This is a genomic window from Thiorhodococcus drewsii AZ1, assembly GCF_000224065.1.
In the GTDB taxonomy this organism is placed as follows: Bacteria; Pseudomonadota; Gammaproteobacteria; order Chromatiales; family Chromatiaceae; genus Imhoffiella; species Imhoffiella drewsii.
Window position 1 is genome coordinate 73,876 of the sequence record NZ_AFWT01000002.1, and the last position, 22,254, is coordinate 96,129.

General features: G+C 63.7%; 15 protein-coding genes. 7 read left to right on the plus strand and 8 right to left on the minus strand.

The window, feature by feature from the left end:
• Nucleotides 1–118 precede the first annotated feature (118 nt).
• Nucleotides 119–1,126, plus strand: coding sequence for an alpha/beta hydrolase (locus THIDRDRAFT_RS01635; RefSeq protein WP_245535759.1), 1,008 nt, complete (start codon nucleotides 119–121; stop codon nucleotides 1,124–1,126).
• On the opposite strand, the gene THIDRDRAFT_RS01640 is transcribed toward THIDRDRAFT_RS01635, so the two are convergent.
• The 6 genes from THIDRDRAFT_RS01640 to THIDRDRAFT_RS01665 form a co-directional block, all read right to left on the minus strand.
• A complete protein-coding gene (locus tag THIDRDRAFT_RS01640; protein WP_007039043.1) occupies nucleotides 1,018–2,235 on the minus strand; it encodes an AI-2E family transporter in 1,218 nt (405 codons plus the stop codon). The two genes, THIDRDRAFT_RS01635 and THIDRDRAFT_RS01640, sit on opposite strands and share 109 nt — an antisense overlap.
• A gap of 34 nt (nucleotides 2,236–2,269) precedes the next feature.
• Nucleotides 2,270–3,670 carry an NAD(P)(+) transhydrogenase (Re/Si-specific) subunit beta gene (locus THIDRDRAFT_RS01645; RefSeq protein ID WP_007039044.1) on the minus strand — a complete coding sequence of 467 codons (1,401 nt, stop codon included), beginning with the start codon at nucleotides 3,668–3,670 and terminating at the stop codon, nucleotides 2,270–2,272.
• A 15-nt stretch (nucleotides 3,671–3,685) separates the two neighbouring features.
• A complete protein-coding gene (locus THIDRDRAFT_RS01650; RefSeq protein ID WP_007039045.1) occupies nucleotides 3,686–3,982 on the minus strand; it encodes a proton-translocating transhydrogenase family protein in 297 nt (98 codons plus the stop codon).
• 67 nt (nucleotides 3,983–4,049) lie between these two features.
• Complete coding sequence (locus THIDRDRAFT_RS01655; protein WP_007039046.1) at nucleotides 4,050–5,147, minus strand: Re/Si-specific NAD(P)(+) transhydrogenase subunit alpha; 1,098 nt, start codon at nucleotides 5,145–5,147, stop codon at nucleotides 4,050–4,052.
• 167 nt (nucleotides 5,148–5,314) lie between these two features.
• Nucleotides 5,315–6,739, minus strand: coding sequence for a nicotinate phosphoribosyltransferase (locus tag THIDRDRAFT_RS01660; protein WP_007039047.1), 1,425 nt, complete (start codon nucleotides 6,737–6,739; stop codon nucleotides 5,315–5,317).
• Between the two features lie 80 nt (nucleotides 6,740–6,819).
• Nucleotides 6,820–7,872: a bifunctional nicotinamide-nucleotide adenylyltransferase/Nudix hydroxylase gene (locus THIDRDRAFT_RS01665; protein ID WP_007039048.1), complete on the minus strand. Its 1,053-nt coding sequence runs from the start codon at nucleotides 7,870–7,872 to the stop codon at nucleotides 6,820–6,822.
• Nucleotides 7,873–8,083: 211 nt separating this feature from the next.
• Between THIDRDRAFT_RS01665 and THIDRDRAFT_RS01670 the strand changes: the two genes are divergently transcribed.
• The 4 genes from THIDRDRAFT_RS01670 (at nucleotide 8,084) to THIDRDRAFT_RS01685 (ending at nucleotide 16,550) form a co-directional block, all read left to right on the plus strand.
• On the plus strand, nucleotides 8,084–11,152 hold the full coding sequence (locus THIDRDRAFT_RS01670; RefSeq protein ID WP_007039049.1) for a WGR domain-containing protein: 3,069 nt from the start codon (nucleotides 8,084–8,086) through the stop codon (nucleotides 11,150–11,152).
• Nucleotides 11,142–12,800 carry an SWIM zinc finger family protein gene (locus THIDRDRAFT_RS01675; protein ID WP_007039050.1) on the plus strand — a complete coding sequence of 553 codons (1,659 nt, stop codon included), beginning with the start codon at nucleotides 11,142–11,144 and terminating at the stop codon, nucleotides 12,798–12,800. The genes THIDRDRAFT_RS01670 and THIDRDRAFT_RS01675 overlap by 11 nt, the downstream gene beginning before the upstream one ends.
• A gap of 499 nt (nucleotides 12,801–13,299) precedes the next feature.
• Nucleotides 13,300–14,847: a reverse transcriptase family protein gene (locus tag THIDRDRAFT_RS01680; protein WP_139058584.1), complete on the plus strand. Its 1,548-nt coding sequence runs from the start codon at nucleotides 13,300–13,302 to the stop codon at nucleotides 14,845–14,847.
• Nucleotides 14,848–15,125: 278 nt separating this feature from the next.
• A complete protein-coding gene (locus tag THIDRDRAFT_RS01685; RefSeq protein ID WP_007039052.1) occupies nucleotides 15,126–16,550 on the plus strand; it encodes a WGR domain-containing protein in 1,425 nt (474 codons plus the stop codon).
• A gap of 212 nt (nucleotides 16,551–16,762) precedes the next feature.
• Here THIDRDRAFT_RS01685 and THIDRDRAFT_RS01690 read toward each other — a convergent pair whose 3' ends face one another.
• Nucleotides 16,763–17,728, minus strand: coding sequence for a helix-turn-helix transcriptional regulator (locus THIDRDRAFT_RS01690; RefSeq protein WP_007039053.1), 966 nt, complete (start codon nucleotides 17,726–17,728; stop codon nucleotides 16,763–16,765).
• Nucleotides 17,729–17,914: 186 nt separating this feature from the next.
• On the opposite strand from THIDRDRAFT_RS01690, the gene THIDRDRAFT_RS01695 reads away from it, so the two are divergent.
• Both THIDRDRAFT_RS01695 and THIDRDRAFT_RS01700 read left to right on the plus strand, forming a co-directional pair.
• A complete protein-coding gene (locus tag THIDRDRAFT_RS01695; protein ID WP_007039054.1) occupies nucleotides 17,915–19,990 on the plus strand; it encodes a TonB-dependent receptor in 2,076 nt (691 codons plus the stop codon).
• Nucleotides 19,991–20,292: 302 nt separating this feature from the next.
• Complete coding sequence (locus THIDRDRAFT_RS01700; protein WP_040843622.1) at nucleotides 20,293–21,039, plus strand: SAM-dependent methyltransferase; 747 nt, start codon at nucleotides 20,293–20,295, stop codon at nucleotides 21,037–21,039.
• A 144-nt stretch (nucleotides 21,040–21,183) separates the two neighbouring features.
• Here the strand turns inward: THIDRDRAFT_RS01700 and ppsR are convergent, their stop codons facing one another.
• Entirely contained in the window at nucleotides 21,184–22,032 is an 849-nt protein-coding gene (gene ppsR / locus THIDRDRAFT_RS01705; RefSeq protein ID WP_007039056.1) for a posphoenolpyruvate synthetase regulatory kinase/phosphorylase PpsR, read from the minus strand.
• Nucleotides 22,033–22,254: the final 222 nt, after the last annotated feature.

Genomic DNA, 22,254 nt, shown 5'->3' on the forward strand with positions numbered 1-22,254 from the left:
CGGCAGCCGCTGTCGGCGATCGATTCTCCCCTCGACGCCCTTTCCGAGACCGAAAGCGGGCCTGAATCGCCCTCTATTGACAAATATCAGCGCGAGAGACCGGTCGAATACCGGTATCTTGAGCGGATTCGATCAATCCGGTCCATCACCATTGAATCTACTCATCCTCTGTACCTTCCTGGCGGCAGGAATCGCCCTCGCCCCCGTCCTCATTCAACGCGCCTATCGGGCACCTCGCATCCCAGAACAGGGCACGCCCGCCGATCGCGATCTTCCCTACCGAGAGGCTCGCATCGAGACGCGCCAGGGCAAACAGCTGTTCGCCTGGCTGATCCCAGCCGACCAAAACGCGGAACCGGCTCCGACCGTAATCATTCTTCACGGCTGGGGCGGCAATGCCGAGCAGATGCTGCCCTTCGCCGTGCCGCTGCATCGTGCCGGCTTCGCGGTGCTGCTCTTCGACGCCCGCAATCACGGACGCAGCGATCCTGACGGGCTCTCGTCGCTGCCACGATTCGCGGAGGATCTGGAAGACGCGCTCGACTGGGTTGCCCGATGCCCGGAGGTGGATCCGCAGCGACTGGCGGTGCTCGGTCATTCGGTGGGAGCCGGCGCGGTCCTGCTGACGGCATCGCGACGCCCCAGACTCGCGGCGGCAATCAGCATCGCCGCATTCGCCCACCCCGAGCAGTTGATGGAGCGGCATTTGCGCTCCAAGCATATTCCCAGACCGATCGTCTGGCTGGTACTGCGCTTTATCGAATACCGCATCCAGGCCCGATTCGACGACATCGCCCCCTGCCAGACCATCCGCCGGGCGCAATGTCCGGTACTGCTGGTGCATGGCGAGGACGATGCGCGCGTTCCGTTTGAGGAGGCGAATCAGATCCATGCCAACCGACAGGACGATCGGGTCGAGCTACTGCCGATCCCCGATGCCGGACATGAATCTATCGATGCGATCGACCTTCACGCCGATGCGCTGGTGACCTTTCTGTCACGACACATCGTCACCGATCAGCCCCGCTCCTCAGCGGATACCTCGCCTTTCGACGCGCCGGAATCCGCATCCTGTTCGCCCGCCACATCTCCGGCAGACTCCGAAATCGTCTCCTCGACCTGCTGACTCCCTTCTGCGTCGCGCAATCCAAGCAGGACCAGATCCACGTCGGGAAGGATGTCCGAGAACTCGACGCCGTACATCTCCCAGATGGAGATGAAGAGCGAGGCGATCAGGGGGCCGATGAAGACACCGGGAAGACCGAACATGAAGATGCCGCCGAGCGTGCTGAAGAAGATCATCAGTTCGTGCATCTTGGTGTCCTTACCGACCAGCATGGGTCGCAGGACGTTGTCCAGGCTGCCAACGATCAGACCGCAGAACAGGGCCAGAAGAACGCCGCTGAGCACCTGGCCATCGAGGATGAGGAAGACTACGGCGGGGATCCAAACCAGGGCCGCGCCGACATTGGGGATGGTGGAGAGGACCGCCATGACGCTGCCCCAGAAGACGGCGTTGTCGATGCCGACGACGGCGAAGGCGATCCCGGCGAGCGTTCCCTGCAAGAGTCCGATCAGCAACGAACCCTTGAGGGTCGCGCGGGTGACCGAGGTGAACTTCTCCAGCATCAGGCGCTCTTCGGCGGTCTTGAGCGGGAGGTAATAGAGGATCTTCACCATCAGCTTCGGTCCATCCATCTGCAGGAAATAGATGCTGTAGAGGAGGACGAAGAAGAGGAAAACAATATTGGCCGTACCCAGGGTGAACGAGGAGACGGACTCGACCAGGAAGCCGCTGGCGAGACTCGCCGCCTGGCTGAGGTGCTCGAGGATGAGATCGCGATGCTGCAGCAGAAGGTCGTAGAACGGCAGATGCTGGAGATAGGCGGCAAAGGAGGTCGGATCCTCGATGACGCCCTTGAAACGCTCGGTGATCACCTGGCTCACGTCGAGCGCCTGGGCGACCAGGACCCCAACCAGCAAGGCCAGCGGGATGAGGACCATAACCGCGACGACCAAAAGAGAAAGACCGGAGGCCAGATGGCTCCGGCCTCCGAGCAGTCGCTCGAAACGCAGATAGAGCGGGCGGGCGAGCGCGCTGAAGAGCCCGGCGAGGAAGAGGACCATCAGGAACCCCTGGATCATCGCCAAAAAGAGCGCAGAGATCCCCAAGGCCATCAACAGGATGACGACCTTGTTCACACGGTCCTGACTCGCTCGATCCGTCTTCAGCATCGCCCGGCTCCTGGGCGCCGTCTCGTGCGCCCGGTCAGTGTCCGCCGCCCTTGAGCGCGGCATTCATCCCCTCGATAGTGTCCTTGGCGTCGCCGAAGACCAGCGAGGTGTTGTCCTGGTAGAAGAGTAGGTTGTCGACCCCCGAGTAGCCCGGCCGCATCGAGCGCTTGAGGAAATAGACCTGACGCGCCCGCCCGGCCTCCAGGATCGGCATGCCGTAGATGGGGCTCGATTTGTCTTCCTTGGCCGCCGGATTGACCACGTCGTTCGCGCCCACCACCAGGACCACGTCCGCGCTGGGGAACTCGGGATTGATCTCGTCCATCTCCAGCACGTTGTCGTAGGGAATATCGGCCTCGGCGAGGAGCACGTTCATGTGACCGGGCATGCGACCGGCGACCGGATGGATGGCAAACTTCACCTCCACGCCGCGCCCTTGCAGCAGCTCCATCAGCTCCTTCAACGAGTGCTGGGCCTGGGCAACCGCCATGCCGTAGCCGGGCACGATGATGACCTTGCCCGCATCCTCCATCCAGTAGACGGCATCCTCGACCGAGGCCGACTTGACGCCTTTCTCCGCCGCCTGGGCACCAGCGCTCTCGCCACCGCCGGACTCGGAACCGAAACCGCCGAAGATCACGTTGATGATGGAGCGGTTCATCGCCCGGCACATGATGAAGGACAGGATGGCGCCCGAGCAGCCGACCAGCGCGCCGACGATGATCAGCAGATTGTTGTGCAGGGTGAAACCGGTCGCTGCCGCCGCCCAGCCCGAGTAGCTGTTGAGCATCGAGATGATGACCGGCATGTCCGCACCGCCGATCGGAATGATCAGGGTCACGCCGAGCGTCAGAGCCAGCAGCGTCATGGCGATCAGCGAGAGCAGGCTGCCGGTCATCGCGAAATGCACGGCGAGCGCTACCGCAAGCAGTCCGATCAAGGCATTGAGCAGATGCTGTCCGGCGAACTTGACCTGGGCGCCACTCAGCAGCCCCTGCAGCTTACCGAAGGCGATGACAGATCCGGTAAAGGTGATGGCGCCGATGACCACACCGGCCGAGATCTCGGCCATCAGCACCGGATTGAGCAGATCGGCGCTGCGGTGGTGCAGGAAGGTGCCAATGCCGACCAGCACGGCCGCCATGCCGACGAAGCTGTGCAAGGCCGCAACCAGTTGCGGCATGGCGGTCATCTGGATACGCGCGGCGAGAATGCTGCCGATGACGGCACCGGCGGCGACGCCGGCGATGATGAAGCCGTAGGACTGAACATCACGCCCCATCAGGGTCGCCGTGATGGCGATCAGCATGCCGAGCATGCCGTAGACGTTGCCCCGGCGCGCCGTAGACGGATGCGTCAGACCCTTGAGCCCCAGAATGAAAAGGATGGCCGAAAGCAGATAGGCCAGGGCCTGTTGATTGATCGAAAGTTCCATCGCTGACCGCCTCTATTATTTTTTCTTCTTGAACATCGAGAGCATGCGGTGTGTCACCAAGAAGCCCCCGAAGACATTGATCGAGGCGAGCAGAACCGCGAGAAAGCCGAAGAATTGAACCACAATCCCGGCATTGGGATCGCCAGCGACCAAGAGCGCGCCGATCAGGACGATGCCCGAAATGGCGTTGGTCAGGGCCACCAGCGGGGTATGCAGCGACGGGGTGACGCCCCAGACGACCCAGTAGCCGATGAAGCAGGCGAGGACGAAGACGTAAAGGGCAACGATCGAGGGATCCAGTGCCTCGGGCATATGCGTAACTCCAAATCGTGATTGTGTGGGCGCCACCACCGAACGGCGGAGGCGCTGCGGACGTCGGTCAGGCGGCCGACTCGACCAGCATGGCCGCGGTGATGTCGTCCTGCGTCAGATCCGCGAGTTCGGGACCGGCCTCGCCGGGACTCACCATGATGTCGAGGAGATTGAGCAGGTTGCGGGCATAGAAGGCGCTCGCGTCCGCCGGGACCATCGCGGGATAGTTGGTGAATCCCACGAGTGTAATGTTGTGACGGACCACCACCTCGTCGGCGACCGTGAGCGGACAATTGCCGCCGCTCGCCGCCGCCAGGTCGACGATGACGGACCCCGGACGCATACGCTGGACGACATCTTCCGTCACCAGCACGGGCGCCGGACGGCAGGGGATCTGCGCGGTAGTGATGATGACGTGGGCCTTGGCCAGCGCGTCGCCGAGTGCCGCCTGCTGGCGCGCCTTGGCCTCGTCCGAGAGCTCCTTGGCATAACCGCCCTCGCCCGCCCCGCTCTCGCCCAGGTCCAGATCGATCGGCTTGGCACCGAGCGAGAGGATCTGCTCGCGGGTCTCGGGGCGCACGTCGTAGGCATGCACGTCTGCACCCAGACGGCGAGCGGTCGCGATCGCCTGCAGACCGGCGACACCGGCACCCAGCACCACGACCCGCGCCGGCTTGGCCGAACCGGCCGAGGTCATCATCATGGGAAAGAAGCGCCCATAACGGGCCGCCGCCTCAATGGTCGCGCGATAACCGGCGATGTTGCTCTGCGAGGACAGCACGTCCATGGATTGGGCACGCGAGGTGCGTGGCATGCGCTCCATGCCCAACACGCGCATTCCCTTCGCCAGCATGGCCGAAAGCACTGCGTCCTCGCCACAGCTCTCCAACAGACCGACATAGAGACCGCCCGCGCGCATCGCCTCGACGTCCTCGGCATCCGGGCGCCGAACCTTCAGCAGCAGGTCGACATCGTAGGCGCCAGCGCGGTCGGTGAGACGCGCCCCGGCCGCCTCATATTCGGCGTCGGGAAAGCCCGCAGCAATCCCGGCACCGGACTCGACCAAGACCTCGAAGCCCTTGCCGACCAGTTTCTTGACGACCTCAGGGATCGAGGCGACCCGCGTCTCTCCGGGGCAGGTCTCCGAGGGAATTCCGATCTTCATGGTGATTCGCCTTTTATTGTTCTGTCACCGCCTTCGAGGGCGGCAAAAATCTTGGCATTATGGTAACCGACCTGGATCCCCGCAACCGGGGATCGGACGACATCGGCGCCGAGCCTCGGGAATGCGGTGGCGCGCGCCCCAAGCGACAACGACACCGCTTCGGGCACCTACATCGCCAAGGCCGCATCGGCGCGGGCACGGATTTCGGCCAGCGACTGATGCCCCTGGATCCGTCCGTCCTCATAGACGCATTGCAGCGCTGGCCGCCAGCCGGACTCCAGCGGCTCCTCCTCGCGCTGGGTGCGCCAGGTGCCGAACTCGGGGTTGTGCAGCAGGGTGAGCCGGCCGGGTTTGGACGCCTTCTCGGGATCGGTGCGCGGCTGTTTGGAGACATCGCGCCAGACCCCGTCACGCCGGATGGCGCTGGCCTTGAAGGCGAAACGCTGGGTGTCGCGGTCAAGCCGCTGCAGCAGCGCACCGCCCATCCCGAAGGCCAGGTTCTCCACCGAGAATCCGGCCCGCTTGACCTCGGCCAGGATCTCGCCGATCGAATCCAAATCGATCCCGTCGCCCTGAATGACCCGCACCCCATCGAGCACCCGGTAGCCCTTGGCGTTGACCCGAGCACCATAGCCCTCGGCCAGCTGTTCCAGAGTGCGGCGCACCATGGTCGGCGGATGTCCCGAGTCGGGCCGGATCACCAGAGTCGCGCCGGACTCTCGGACCTGGTCGCGCAGCTCCTGGCTCCAATAGCCGACCGCGCGTTCCAGATCATAGGAGTCGGAGACGACCGCCAGCATACCGCCGGGGCGGGCGAAACGGTCGAGCATGTTGCGATAGGCGTCCAGCTCCCCTTCCTCGCCCCAGGCGGTGACAGTCGCGTGCTCGGCCGCCGGGATCGAGTAGGCCGCCATCTCGGCATCGTAATAGCGATTGGCGGCGATCACCCCGACCAAGGTATCCGACCCCTGGAAATTGACCAGATGCGCGGCACCCCCGAGCGCGGCGGATTCGAACGAACTGACGCCCCTGGAACCGAAGTCGTGCAGCATGAAGGGCAGCCCGTCGAGCGACTCGGCCGTGTCCTCCAGATAGCGCCGGATCAGACCCTTGATGTGCCAGCTGATGGTCGCGACCGTGGTCGGATACCAGATGGCGCGCAGGATGGCGGTCTCGGCGTACTGTCCGATCCAGGGCACCTGCGGATCGGTGGACTCCACCGTGGCCAGCACCTGGCGCACCGGTACCACGCTGCCCTCGGCGACCGCGCACAGCCGGAGCGGCAACCAGCCGCCGTGCCGGTTCAGGATGTGTTCCCAGCCCGCGCGGTTGAAAGGCGCACCGGGCAGGTGACGGGCCTGGAAGTCTGCCGCCTCCTCGATCATCTCCCGAGTGATCGGCCGCGACAGATAGTCGCGCACGAACATCTGCAGCCCGAAGAAGAGCGTGCGCGGAAAACGCCCGCCGCGCGATTCCACATAGCTGAAGACCGCCTCGGTGCCGGGCGGATACTGCAGATAGTGCGAGAGCTTGTAGGAATCGCTGTTGAGAATGAGGTTGGCGTTCAATGGCGACGGAACGGATGCGTTCATTGGGTCTCTCCCCTATGGCCCGGAATCCCCGGGAATGGGCCGGCCCGGATCGGGCCGGCGATCGGAGGCGCGCGGTCGTGTCAGACGGCGCGCCCGAGCAGATCCTGGACGATGTGGTAATGGTCCTCGTAGATCCGCGATTCGAGCGACTGAAACTCGGCCAGCGAGATCCACTGCGCCTTTCGGGCATCGCTGCCGCCCTTGACGCGCGGCAGGGGTCCCGGACGCAGTTCGAACAGAAAGGCATCCGTAATGGTACGCCCGCGCAGCGATCGCTGCGGGTCGTCGTAGCGCGCCCGGGCACGAATGCTGCCGCGCAGAACCGGCTCGGGCACCTTGATGCCGGTCTCCTCGCGCAGCTCGCGGATCACCGCGTCCTCGATGGTCTCATCGACGTCGAGAAAGCCGCCGGGCAGGGCCAGCAGACCGCGCCCCGGCTGGGCGCCGCGCTCGACCATGAGGATATGGCCCGCCTGCAGCACAACGGCATCGACGGTCTGGAAGATGGGCGGATAGGGCAAGGCCGCAAACTGTGAGCGATAGCGACGCACGAAGGCCCATTCCTGCCGCAGCGCCTCCCAGGCGTCCGGCTCGGATCTGATCCAGTCGCGCAGATAGGACTTGACCCCGTCCGGCAGAGGCTGGGCGGCCAAAATCTCGTCCAGGTCGGACACGCCCTCGCCCAGCAGGACATCGCGGATCTCAGTCGCCGACAGCATGGAGACCGGTTCGACCGGGCTGAAATCCCACTGCGGAAAGAGATCCAGATAGCTGGAGCTGTGATCCTTGCGATGACCCACCAGGGTGATGGAGGCCTCGCCGCCGGCCACGGCCGCGACGATCCCATCCACGGCGCCCTGCACCCCGGCAACCCAACTCGACAGATTGTAAAGCCGGTCGGCAACGCCCGTGATCACGACCCGCTCGCGCAGCTCTGCGGGCAGCGCGGACTCGATCATCTCGCGCCGCTCGGCATAGCCGAATGGATCGCGGATATTGCGCGGACGGTTGATGGATCCGACCAGGACGACCAGGTTGGAAGCCAGATCGAGCGCCTGACGCACGCAGGCGAGATGGCCGTCGTGAAACGGCTGAAAGCGGCCGATATAGACCGCGAGATCGTAGCGATTCATGGGAATCCCCCAATGAATGTCTGTGGGATCACCGTCTATCGGCGATCACGGCGGAGAGCCGCCGATGTCGTCATAAGCTACGCCAAACAGAGTGGAAGTCAATTCTGTCCGTTTGGAACCAAAGAGGCGTCATCATCAGCGGCTCACTGAATTGACACTCGATGAACACGGTCAGTAGGATCTTCGTCTTACCAAACCGGAGACCACGGCCGTGAAGCTGGTCAAGCAGGTCAAGCTCGCGTTTCACGCCGGCAGATCCCACAAGGTCTACGAGATCGATCTGTGCGAAGTGGGCCGCGACCAGTTCGTCGTCAACTTTCGCTACGGCCGATTCGGGGCCACGCTGCGCGATGGCTCCAAGACCATCGCGCCCGTGAGTCGAGCCGAGGCCGATCAGGTCTTCGACAAGCTGGTCGATGACAAGATCACCAAGGGTTACGAGCCTGCCGAGGCGCGGGCCGATCGTGCCCCACCCTCTGCTCCGGCGCCTAATCGGACCGCCAGCGTCCAGGACGAGAACGCGCCCCAGACCCAGAATGACGCCCGAGCCGAGGCCGTGCTGCGCCGTCTGCGCGATGCAGACCAATCCCGCTCGGACTGGCCGCTGGAACGCGCCATTTGGCGCGCCGGTGAGTTGGAGCTGCGCGAGGCCGAGCCCCAGATCCTCGCCATCCTCCGGACCTGCGAGCCGCGCACCCATGCCCTGCGACGCTACTGCTGTGCGTGGGCCTTGGGCCGCAGCGGATCGATCACCGCCATCGAACCGCTACGCCGCATCTTCGAAAGCCCACGAGAGCGGAGCGATCTGCGCCAAATCGCGGGGGAAGCCCTGAGGTTGCTCTACAGCGACGCCGATCGCGAGCGGTTTCTCAGGGGTCTGATCGACACCCTGCCCTCGGCGCTGAAGACGCCAGCCAGGGAAGGCCCCGCGACCGAGGCAGCGCGGGTTCTGAGGGGGCTTGTGGAACGCAACGACTACGAGCCGCTGCATACCGCCTATCTGATCGGCAACGAGCACCTGGCGCCAGCGGTGCTCCAGGTGCTGTCGGAGCTGCCCCCATTCGCCGACAACAGCTTCCGCGCGCTCAAGCGCATCTACAAGTGCGCCGAGCTCAGACGGGACGGCCGCGCCTTCGGCCTGCTCGCCTTTCGCTTCCAGACCGAGCGCGGCGGCAATGCCTGGAGGCGCGCCTATCTCGTCAGACGCAGCTGGCGCCTGCTGCGCCGTCTGGGCGAGCTCGGCTCCAACGACTGGGTCGGCCTGGCAGTCGGTGCACTGGTGCCCTTCACGGATGCGCATGGCGGCGAGATCCAGGTCCGGCAGCAGGTGCGTTACGACCATCGAGAGAGGCGTTATTACGAGACCCAGCAGCTATGGCCGCCCTTTGCTGGGTACTGGGTCTTTTGTCAGCTGCTCTATCGCAACAGCAGGCGCTTCCGCCCCGACAAGGGGCACAAGACCTTTCGCGCCGAAGACCGCGCCGCGATCGAGCGCGATGTGCCGGAGCGTGAGGAGGCCTTTCCGGAGCTGTGGGACCGATTGCCGCAGGGCCTACTGCACCTGCTGGACGAGAGCAACTGCCTTCCGGTCCACCAGTTCGCGGTTAAGGCACTGAGGGACAATCGCGCCTTCTGCGACCAGCTCGACACCGACGCCCTGATCATGCTGTTGTCACGGCCGTATGAGGTCACGGCCCAGCTTGGGTTCGAGCTGGCCGAGCGGCGCTATGACCCCATGCACATCGACTTCGACCTGGTGTCCGCAGTCGCCTGCTGCGCCTACGAGCCCGCACGCCAGGCCGCCTTTCGCTGGATCGAAGGCAATCGCCAGCCCTTCCTGGCGAACAGTGGCCTGATCGCGGCCCTGGTGCTCGCGCCCCACCAAGACACCCGCGACTTGGCGAAACAGCTGCTCCTCGGGGCCATCATGCCCGAGCACCAGGCTCGGGTCCTGGTTGGGCGAATCCTGTCCGCCCTCCTGCTGCTCGGCCCGGACGACGCCGACCGAGCGGCCGGAGCCGTGGACGTCGTCATCCGGGCTCTCGCCGGACAGCTGCAGGCGATCGGCGACCCGGTGATCCGCGACCTGGCGGCGCATCCGCTGGTGGCGCTGCGGGAGCTGGCCGGGCACATCCTGCTAGCGAAAGGAAGCGCACAGGTCGCCGACGACCTGCTGCTGGCCCTGTTGCGCTCGGAGACGTCCAGCTTGCGGATCATCGGGGCACGACTGGTAGGGCAGCTCCAGGATCAGGAGCTCACCCAGCGTCCGGAGCTACTGTATGCCCTGACCTGCAGCGAGCACGCCGACCTGCGCGAGACCATCCGACCGGTGCTGGCCCGGCTCGTCGAGCGCGACCCGGCGTTCGGGGCCGCGTTTGCCGCAATGCTGGTAGAGGGTCTGCGCCAGGAGGCGCCCGATGGCGTACACAGCCATCTGCTGAGTCTCCTGCGCGACGAACTGTCGGCCGCACTCCCCGTCTTCGGAAAAGACGAGATCTTCAAGCTCCTGCGCTGCAAGGTCCCGCAGGCCCAGGAGTTGGGCGGGCTGCTGCTGCAGCGCGACACCTTCACCGAGCCGCTGACCATCAAGGAGATCGTTCGGCTCGCCAACCACCAGGTGCTGGCGGTGCGCCAGGCCGGCTGGCAGCTCAGCGAGCGCAGTGTCGATCGCCTCAAGCAGTCGATGGCGCAGACGGTGCGTCTGCTGGACGCCAAGTGGGACGACTCCCGCGAATGGGCCTTCGGCCTGTTTCGCGACAGCTTCGATGCGAACCAGTTGACGCCCGAGGTACTCGTCGCCATCTGCGACAGCGTGCGCCCGGACGTCCAAGCCTTCGGCCGCGAGCTGATCACCCGCTATTTCGACTCGGCGCATGGCGAGCAGTATCTGCTGAAGCTAGCCGAGCATCCATCCGAGGCGCTACAGCTGTTCGCAACCAACTACCTCGAACGCTACGCCAGCGGCAACGCGGTGCGGCTCGGCGAGCTGGAGCCCTACTTCGTCTCCATCCTCTCGCGCGTCAACAAGGGACGCATCGCCAAACGCCGGGTACTCCAGTTCCTGGTCGCCGAAGCGCTGGCAGACGAGGCGAGCGCCCAGTTGGTGGCACGGATCTTCACGCGCCAATCCGTGACCATGGTCATCGGTGACAAGGCTCGGCTGATCGAAGGCATGGTGCGGATCCAACAGACCTGGCCACGGATCGCGCTGCCGCTGCAGCCGATCAATGCGCCGGAGCACGACGCACCGTCGAGCCGCAGGGGGGAATATGGAGTTTAGCTACGCCTATCGCGGCAGCTCGTCGGTGCAGGGCGGTGCCGATCGCACGGATATGTCCTTTGCTCCGGACACCAAGCGCGCCCCCACCTTCTTTCGCGGCGAGCTGGCGCAATCCCTGCCGTTCCGCGAGGCCATCAGCGCCCTACACGATGTCGTGGTCTCGGATCTGCGGTTCCAGCCCAAGGATCGCACCGCCTACATGCAATGGCTCGCTACCCAAGATGAGCTCGATTGGGCGCAAGTGCTCCAGCAGCGCGGCACCCTGGGGCAGCAGATCGAGACGCTGCGTCGTGAGCTGGACGGGCTGCGCCGCACCAGCTCGGAGCGGATGGCCCCCTTCTATCGGGCGCGAAAACGCTATTTCGATTACCTCTACCGCACCGACATGGACTATTGGTACGTCCTGGATCCGGTGATCACCGTCCATCCGGACGAGCTCTTTTTCGAATGTTTCTCCCAGGACGAATCCACCTACGGCAAGCTCGGCGCCAGCTACGAGGTGTTCACCAGCCTGGGTGAGCGCGCCTGCGGCACCACCAATGTGGACTATTCCCAGGCACTCTACGACGAATTCCAGAAGATCCGTAGCTACAAGACCACGCGGCTGGAGGTGGATCCGTCCGGCTTCGAGGTCGAGACGACGAATGAGGACAGCTACAAAGAGGTCAAGATCGACCTGCCAGACTCCTGGGTGCGCGGCTTCCTGCAGGTAAGTTCAGCGATGAGCCTACCGGCCATCACCTTCGAGCTGCACCCGATGGACATCCACAACTTCTGCTTCGTGCTGCGGCGCCACAAGGAATTGCACGGACCCCGCTCCATGCGCTACCTGCTCACGCCCGGCCAACCGGTCAAGGTCGTCTTCGAGCCCTGGAACATCGAAGTGATCTGCGCGCGCTCGATCTATCAGGGCGACACGGCCGAAGAGGTGCGGGTCTGGGGACGACGGCGCATCCATATCCTCGAGCGGCTGGTGCCGGTCGCCAAACGTTTCGTCGTCCATCTGCTCGGCAGCGGCCTCCCCGCCTTCTATGTCGCCGACCTCGGAGACATGAGCTTCACGCTGGGGCTGTCGGGCTGGACCGCCAACGACTGGTCCAGCGCCGGCAACTTCGACCTGATGGCGCCGCGTACCGACGTCGACGACCTGACCAAGCGTCGCGTCTTCGATGCCCTGAAGGAAAACTGGTACGAGGCCCCGGAGTCGCTGGCCCGGCGGCTTCAGCTCGACCGTTCCATCGTGCTGGGCGCACTGTCCGCCTACACGCAGGCCGGCCGTGCCATCTTCGACATCGACAAGGGCGTCTACCGGGTCCGTGAGCTGTCGCGCGAACCCTTACCGATGGACAGGCTGCGCTTCGCGAGTCCCAGGGAGGAGGCCGCAACGCGTCTGGTCGAAGCGCATCGCGTTTCGGTTCGGAGGAACGCCGCCCCGGATCAATGCCTGGAGCTCACGGGCACCGTCAAGGACGGAAAACACGTCCATCGAGCGATGTTGTTGCTCGATGCGGATCGACGTATGATCCAGGCTCATTGCAGCTGCAATTTCTATCAGCAGAACAAGTTGTTCCAGGGGCCATGCGAGCACATTCTGGCGCTGCGCATGGCCAAGAGTGAAAAACGTTCCTTTTGGAACCGGTTTCGGTGAGGAGGATCAGGCTGTCGTGGTCATCCCTTGTCGCGTTGCTCTCTAGAGGCGCGACATCGGAAGCGGACTCATCCTTTGCATTCTGGGCGGCGGATCGCCGTCTTTGCCAAGTGGTTATTCATGCGTCACTAGCTCGCTCTTAACTGTGGCGATACTGCCCCCTAGGTGCCTTTGCCGGTTGAATCCCTTGGATTCAAAGGTGCACCTAGGGGGCGTATCGCCTGGAGTTGAGACGATCTAGTCCTGAGTCATTCGAAAGGACTCCGCGCCGCTCCGGCCCCCTCCTCACCACCCTCATCCGTGCCTGCCACCTCACCACATCCGGGCCTGTCGACCATCACCGCTGGTGCCCTGATCGCGAGGCCCGTCGATGCTCGCGCCTTGTGGCTCGCCACCATCGAAGCGGCTAGTCTTTCTCGGCGCGTCCCGCACGCTCGAACAATGGCTCGCCGTCAGACCGCCCCAGATGCACGCCAACAGACCCGAGCCGAGCCGAGCCATGAGCCAACCCTCCTCTCGCCAAGCGCTGTACGATCGCATCCGCAAGAGCTCGAAGGACTCCGTCATCGTCGAGGAAATGATTCGCCTCGGATTCTGGCCGGCCGCCGGCACCATGCCGGAGGACCCGGCGGATGAGATCCGCCGACGCGCCGAGCTCGAGGCCCAGCTGCGCGCGCTGCGCACCGAGCAGACCAGGCTTCACAATATCGAGGCGCTCAAGCGCGAGGTCCGCAAGCGGCGCATGGCCGAGGCCCGTGAGCGCCGCAAGGAGACCAAGGCCCGCAAGCTGGCCGAACGCCAGGCGCGGGCCGAGACCTGGAAGGCCAAGAAAGAAACGGATATCGGATTTCTCGGGGAAGGAGTGTCCGCCGGGCTCGGGCACAAGGGCTGCGACGCCGAGCGGTTGGCCGAGCACGGCCTTCCCGAGCTCGCCGACGCGGCGGCGGTGGCGGCGGCCATGGGGATCGACCTCGGCACCCTACGCTTCCTCGCCTATGCATGCACGACCAGTCGGGTCAGTCACTATGTGCATTTCTTCATTCCCAAACGCACCGGCGGTAAGCGCGCGATCTCGGCGCCCATGCCCAAGCTCAAGCATGCGCAGCACTGGATCCTGGCCAACGTGCTCGACCCGGTCGCGCTCGACGAGCATGCCCACGGCTTTCGTCACGGGCGCTCCATCCTCACCAACGCCCAACCCCATCTGGGGTCCCGGGTGGTCGTCAACTGCGACCTGCAGAATTTCTTCCCCACCGTCAGCTATCGCCGTACCAAAGGGCTGTTCCAATCCCTCGGTTATGGCGAGCAGGTCGCCTCGATCTTCGGACTGATCTGCACCGCGCCGGAGACCCAGGAAGTGGAGCTCGACGGCCAGCGCTATTTCGTGGCGCTCGGCGATCGGGTCCTGCCGCAAGGATCGCCGGCCAGCCCGGCCATTACGAACCTCATCTGTCGCGGCCTGGATCGGGCGCTGGAGAAGACCGCCCGTCAGCTCGGTTTTCGCTACACGCGTTACGCCGACGACCTGAGCTTCTCCTCCGACGATGCCAATGCAGACGTGGGCCGATTGCTGGGACGAGTCCGGTGGCTGGTGCAACGCCACGGGTTCGTCGTCCACCCGGACAAGACACGGGTGCTCAGGCAGAGCCGGCGACAGGAGGTGACCGGGATCGTGGTCAACGAGCGCCCTGCGGTGCCTCGGGAGACCCTCAGGCGGTTCCGCGCCACGCTCTTTCAGATCGAAAAGGACGGCCCGGCAGGCAAGCGCTGGGGCCGTGCCACAGGCGATAACGGCGTCGACCTGATGGCCGCCATCGAAGGGTTCGCCAACTATGTCGCGATGGTGGATCCGGCCAAGGGTCGGCCGCTCAAGGCGCAAGTGGCCGCGCTGATCGCCCGCTACCCGAAGCAGGCTACCCCCTTCAAGGGCCGCAGACGCCCCAGCCAATCGACTGACAGCCCGACGAGCGAGCCGAAGCGCGACGCTACAGCGCCCGAAGTCGTCGATGGCACGAAGAAAAAGAAGAACTGGTGGAAGCTGTTTTAGACGCTGACAGCATGAGATTTCAACCTGAAAAGAGGAGATGAACCGCAAAGGGCACAAAGAGCGCAAAGAATTTCAACATGTTGCCCGCGAAGCGATGCTCACCCAAGGGGTGAGGCGATGCAGCAAGGCAACTCGATGTTTTTCTTCGTGTCCTTCGCGCCTTTGCGGTTCCAATTGCCGAATTTAGGCTCAAGCGTGCCAGGGAAGGGTCGTCTGCAGAGATCGGCATCCCGCTCGGCGCACGCCTCGACCCGATACGACCAAAAAAGGAGCCGATCATGGCCGACCAATTAGAGTATCTCGAGCTCTCCGAAGCGGAAGGTAGCGCTCACAAGTTCTACGAAGTCGCGGTGAACGACTGTCTCCTGACCATCCGCTACGGGCGTATCGGCGACCAGGGACAGCGCCAGGAAAAGAGCTTTCCCAGTCATGAACAGGCGCTCGCCGAGGCCAAGAAGAAGATCAGCGCAAAGAAGAAGAAGGGCTACGAGAACGCGGTGATGGGGGTTCGCCAAAAACGCGCGATCACCCGACGCGCCACCGCCAGCTCGCCATCCAGATCCAAGCCATCGCCGGTGATCTGGCGCTTCGAGACCGGCGCCGCCACCTTTGGCATTTTCGTCGACGAGACGTCCGTGTGGGCCGGCACCCAGGCCGGGCGTGTCTTCCGTCTCAGCCACGAGGGCAACGTCACCCATCAGTTCAAGCTGCCCGACGGCGTCAAATGCATCGTCGCCGACGACGATTGGCTCTACGCCGGCTGCGACGACGGCAAGGTCTACGACCTCTCGTCCAAGGCGCCAATGGTGGCCTACGAGATCCACGAAAGCACCGATATCTATTGGCTCGATATCGCCGATGGCGTGCTCGGCGTGGCGGACGCCAACGGCAAGATCGTGATCATCAACCACGACGACGAATCCCAGTGGGAGAAACAGTCCCGTGGCAAGTCGGGCTGGATGGTGCGTTGCGACGAGCTTGGCGTCTACCACGGCCACACCGGCGGCATCACCATGTACGACTGGGAGGATGGCACCCAGATCTGGCACGCGAACACCGATGGCCAGGTCCTGTTCGGCTGGCAGGAAGAATCCCATGTCTATGCCGCCACCAGCGCGGACAAGGTGCTGCAGTTCACCAAGCGTGGCGAGCCGGGTCATACCTATGTGTGTGACAGCACGGTCTATTCCTGTGCGACTGCGGAGGATGGCAAATACGTCTTTGCCGGTGACAACAGTTCATCCGTCTATTGCTTCGCCGAGGACGGCAAGCGGATCTGGAAGCTGGCCACCCGCTGCGGCTCGGCCCTGTCCATGCAATACCATCGCGATCGCCTCTATATCGTCACCTCGGACGGCACGCTCGCCTGTCTCGACGTCTCCGATGCCGCGATCGAGGCAGCAGAAGCCGGCACGGTGCCCGAGGCCAAGACCTTTACCGCACCCACGGAGGCCGCCGCTGCCCAGGTTCAATCGAGCGTCGAGCGCGTCGACAACGCCGGTGACAAGGTGGTGGTCGAGTGCTATCAGGAGGGCTCCAAGTTACGGGTACGAGTGGTGAGTGCAGGCTATGAGGCCTGGAACGTCCAGTTCCCGAAGAACATCCGCGAAGCGGGTCGCCGCTATGTCGTGGACGAGCTGCGCCCCTCCTCGCGCGGCAACTTCTATCGCGCCTATGGCGAGATCAAAAGGCTCGACGACTGATGTCACCCCGCATCGGCAGCCACTCGCGAAGTGGATAGCCGACCGCCCCGAATCCTGCATGAAGGAACCCATCCTGCGCGGGTGGCGCAACGCCTCGAACCCCTTTTCGGGATACGAGCGCTTTCCCGAGGATGCGGACGGGTAGGTAACCGCCTGAGCATGCGCTAAAGAGGCGAGTCGAGCGGTCGGGATCCGGGCCAGATGTCGGACCTCTAGCTGCGGCGCGCCTCTCTTGGAAGGAGGCCGAACTGCTTACGGAATGCCGTACTGAAGTGGCTGACGTTGCTGTAGCCCAGCCGCGAGGCGGTCTCCGTCACGCTGTGACGCTGCAGCAACCGGCGCGCGACCATCATGCGCTCGCGCTGGAACAGCGCATAGACGCTGGTTCCGAACATGGCCTTGAAGCCGCGCTTGATTTTGAGCTGATTCAGCCCGGTTTCCCGTGCGAGCTGTTCGATCGTGGGCGGCCTGCTCAAGTCGCTCAGCAGGATGTCGCGAGCCTCGATCAGGCGGCGGCGCTCGCGCGCGCAGACCCCCGAATCGCAGGCCTTGGGTCGAATCGATTTCAGATGCCAGGCGAGGAATTCCAGGCTGGCCGCCTGCACGAGAAGAGAGGATGGCGACTCCTCGGCCAGCAGATGACCGAGCCGGACCGCCGCATCCTGGATGCGCATGGAGACCGGATTGCGCAGGAGACAAGACTCGCATGCCCGATCCGAGCAGAATCCCTCGTATTCCTCGCCGGCGAGGTCCTCGAGCAGGGCCGGGGCGATGCGCAACTCGACATTGCACCAGTCGGCGCTGCATTCGAGGTGGAAGCGCCCACCGGGGGCGAACGAGGCGAGGACATTGGTCTGATCCAGTTCGAAACGCTGCCCGCCATGACGCACCTGCGTCCGTCCCCTCAGCTGGCAGTTGAAATGAACGCGCGCCTGCTCGTTCTCGTCCGCCACCGCGTACAGCTCCCAGCAAGCGGCGGACGAGGCCACGGAAACCGCCAGCCCCGGCTGCACCTGGTGCGTCCTGACCCTCAGCGCCGAGGCGCAGAAGACATCCACCCGAGCCGGATTCTCGAAAAAGTCGGCCGACCGCAGCAATTCCACCTCGCCCCCCGCCCGCACGATACCACCGCTGCGTCGCACATCGACCTCACTGAATTGATCCCGAATACGCACCATCAAAAAAGATACTGAGAAACATTATCATTTGCAACAAACACCCGATCCATGAGCAGCGGATTCCCGATCGCCCTCCGCAAATGATCCCACTGCGGGTGAAATCGTCCCGAATCGGGTAGTGCCCGGCAAGGCGGGCCGCAGAGGATATCGAGCCTGAAGCGACATCCTGCGATTCAAGGGCTCGATATGTCTAACACTCTGCTCCATTCCGCGCCGCTGCATTTCTGCATGGGGCTGCTGCTCGGATCCTCGATCGCCGTCGCCCCGGCGTTCGGCGACGAACCCGGCACGACCGACGAACCGGACGCCGTCGCACTGCCCTCCATCACCGTGACCGCCGAGAAGACCTCCGCCATGGAGCAGGATGTTCCGGCAAGTATGACGGTCGTGACGGGTGACACCTTGGAACGCTCGGGCGCCGAGGAGATGATCGACGTCGTGCGCCAGGTACCGAACATGTACATGACCAAGGCGGGGCAGCACGCCTCCGTGGCCTTTTTCTCGATGCGCGGCATCGCGCCCTTCATGGAGGCAGAGCAACCGATCGGCTTCTTCGTCGACGGCGTGCACTACCGAAACGTCGACCTGGAACTACTGGATATCGAGCGTGTGGAAGTGTTGCGCGGACCCCAATCGGTCCTCTACGGACGCAACACCGAGGCGGGGGCGGTCAATGTCATCACCCGCGACCCGGAACCCTTTCGCGAGGCGACGCTCTCGGCCGACATCGGCAACTACGAGCGCAGAACGGCCAGCGTGATTCTAGGCGGCCCCCTTGGCAGCAACGACTGGTCATACCGGCTGGCGGCCAGGGGTCTGGTCAGCGACGGCTATTTCACACGCGTCCCAGACGGTCGCGACAACGTCGACGAGGCGCGCGACTACAACGCCCGGTTCAAGCTGCGCTGGAACCCAGACGATACCTGGGACCTCATCGCCACCTACGACGGACAGCGCTACCGCGATAGGTCCACCAACATCGCCCCTTTGAGCCAGCTGTACGCACATCCGCACGACGTCTACTCCGATTACGTGGGCGACAACGACAGCGACGTTCATAGCGGGAACGTCCGCGCGATCTATCGCGCACCGGAATTCACCCTGACCTCCATCTCGGCCTATACGAACGAGGACAAGACGTCGACCTACGACGTCGACGCCTCGGCGTTCGACCTGCTGCGGCTGACGACCGATGTCAGATATTCACGCTACTCCCAGGAACTGCGTCTGAGTTCCCCGGACAGGGCCGGCGGACCACGATGGCTCGCCGGTTTCTACTATTTCAATCAGACCGAACACAACGAGTTCGCGATGGACATGGGCGGCATGGGCTACGGCGTTCAATCGGCCCAAACCAAGACCCGCACGCGCAATCTGGCAGCCTTCGGACAGGTCACCTGGCCACTGACCGAGCGTCTCTCGCTGATCACCGGTCTGCGCTACGACCACGAGCGCAAGAGCGCCGACAACCATCAAATCTGGACCGCCATGGGTGTCGATTTCGTGGACAACCGCGACATGACCTTCAAGGCCTGGCTGCCGAAGCTCGGGCTGGAGTACAAGCCCCTCCCCAACCTGCTGACCTACGCCATCTTCTCGAAAGGATACAAGGCCGGCGGCTACAACAACCTGGCCGACCGCGGGAGCGAGGTATACGACGCCGAATACACCACCAACTACGAAATCGGCCTGAAGCACACCAGCACGGACGAACGGCTGCAGACCCGGCTCTCGCTCTTCTACATCCAGTGGACCGACCAGCAGGTTGAGGAACTGATACTGACGGAATCCAACCTCACCAACGCCGGCGAGAGCGTCAGCCGCGGCATCGAGCTGGAAACGGCATGGCAGGCGACCCGGTCGCTGCTGCTCAAGGCAGGCGGGGGCTGGAACGACGCCCATTTCGTCGACTACGACTATGGCGGACAGGACCTCTCCGGCAAGCGCCCCCCCAACGCCCCCGGCTACACCTACAGCCTGAGCGCGGATTACGAATTCGGCAACGGCGCCTACGCCCATGCCGGCTGGCAGGCCAACGGCCCCGTCTACTTCGATTCCCCCAACACCCAAAAGCAGACCGACTACGGCCTCCTCAATCTGACAGTCGGCTACCAATTCGACCGCTACGAGGCCGCGCTCTGGATCCGGAACGCACTCGACGAGACCTACGTCACCCGCGCCTTCGACATCGGCGGCGGCACCTACGCGGGGATCGCGGGCGATCCCCGCACCTACGGCCTGACGCTGACGGCACTCTGGTGAACCCGCGATGACCGGATCAACGCGCACGAGCGAATACCGTAGCCTGGCCCTGATGTAGGTCGGTCAGGGGTTGCCGACCGGGCTCGCCTTCTACGCCCTGGGCACCCTAACCCGCGACGCGGGCTACAGCGTGGCCGACGTCGGCCTGGGCACCGTACGGGCCGTTCTCGAAGAACCAGATCTCGTCGCGACGCAGCAGTTGCAGGTCCATGAGGGGTATCATGGGTCTCGAGTCCGCGCATACGCACTTCGTCATTACGAAGTGGTCCGAACTGCTCACACACGCAAAGGGTTGTACCTCAATGGATATTCCTCGGATATTCAACATCACCGAAAGCGCCCACCGCATCCATAACCCGATCACACCCGACAAGCTCGCCACTCTCGGCGCGGCACTGCGTCTGAAGCCGGGGACCCGAGTGCTCGACCTGGGCAGCGGTTCCGGTGAGATGCTGTGCACCTGGGCGCGCGATCACGGCATCATCGGCACCGGCATCGACATGAGCCCGTTGTTCACCGAGCAGGCGAAATCACGTGCCGAAGAACTCGGTGTCGCCGATCAAGTCACGTTCATCCATGACGATGCTGCGGGCTACGTCTCTGACGAGAAGGTCGGTGTGGCAGCCTGCATCGGTGCCACCTGGATCGCCGGAGGCGTCCTCGGCACGATCGAGCTTCTGGCGCGAAGCCTGCACACAGGAGGGATCATCCTCGTCGGCGAACCCTACTGGCGACAGTTACCGCCCACGGAAGATGTTGCCAAGGGATGCCTTGCCGGCTCGATCTCGGACTTTCTTCTACTCCCGGAGCTTCTCGCATCGTTTCGGCGCAGTGGCTACGACGTCGTCGAAATGGTTCTGGCCGACCAAGACGGCTGGGACAGATATGAGGCCGCGAAATGGCTCACCATGCGTCGATGGCTTGAAGCCAATCCAGAGGACGCGTTCGCCAGTGATGTTCGCGCCCAACTGACCGCCGAACCCGAACGCTACGCCGCTTACACACGTGAATATCTGGGCTGGGGTGTGTTCGCCCTGATGCCGCAGTGATGCATAAGCGGGAGAACGCTGATTGATCGCCGCTCCTGTCAGGGCCAAGGATGGCCCGCCATGTTCGAGCACGCGAGTGCTCGAACATGAAGCGCGTCGAACACCCCGCTTTCGACGCACGAGCTGACTGAATGCCAGGAGGCATCAGATCACGGCGGTTTTCCCGCCGGAAGCGGCTCCGCCATCGAGATTGTCCTTGAGCATCTTGATGATCTGCGAGGAGATCTCCTCGATCGACTGGGTGGTGGTGTTGAGCACCGGAACCTGCAGGCGTTTGTACATCTTCTGGGCCTGTTTGATGTCATCCTGGCAGCGCTTCAGCGAGGCATAGCCGCTCCCGGGACGACGCTCCTCGCGGATGAGTTGCAGCCGTTGCGGCTCGATCGTCAGTGCGAACAGCTTGTGCCTGCAATCGTAGAGGAGCTGGGGCAAGTCGCCGCGCTCGAAGTCTTCCTCGGTGATGGGATAGTTCGCCGAGCGCAGACCATAGTGCATGGCCAGATAGAGACAGGTGGGCGTCTTGCCGGAACGCGACACGCCGGTCAGGACCACGTCGGCGCGATGGAAATTGTCCGGTCGGATGCCGTCATCGTTGGCCATCGCGAAATTGATGGCCTCGATGCGCTTGGTGTAGTAGCTGGGCTTGGTGATGGCGTGGCTCTGGCCGGATTTCAGACTCGGCGGCACACCAAGTTCGGCCGACAGCGGCCCGACGAAAACCTCGAAGAGTTCCACGTAGAAACAGTTGCCGCCCTTGAGGATGTCGCGAATCTCGTGGTTGAGCATGGTCGCGAAGACGATCGGCCGCGCGCCATCGCGATCGGCGGCCTCGGCCATCCGCTGGGTCAGCGCCTGGGCACGCAGTTCGGTGTTGATATAGGGCATGTACACCTGCTCGAAATTCACGGTATCGAACTGCGACAGCAGGCTGTGACCGAGCGTCTCGGCGGTGATGCCGGTACTCTCGGAGACGAAGAAGACGGTGCGATTCATGAGGTCTCTACAACTGAAACTGATGATTGGAATCGACGGCGAGACTCGCCGCAACGATCAGGGAGGAGCTGAAGCGCATGGCTCGGCAGGACTGCACCTTATTGAATCACAACCGGGCCGTGTGACCCATGTCAATGTGATCTATATTGGAATTTGTTGATATGCAGAATATCCGGCGCGGGATGATAAGGGAGCCGCCCACCGGAACCTTCCCCACTTGGC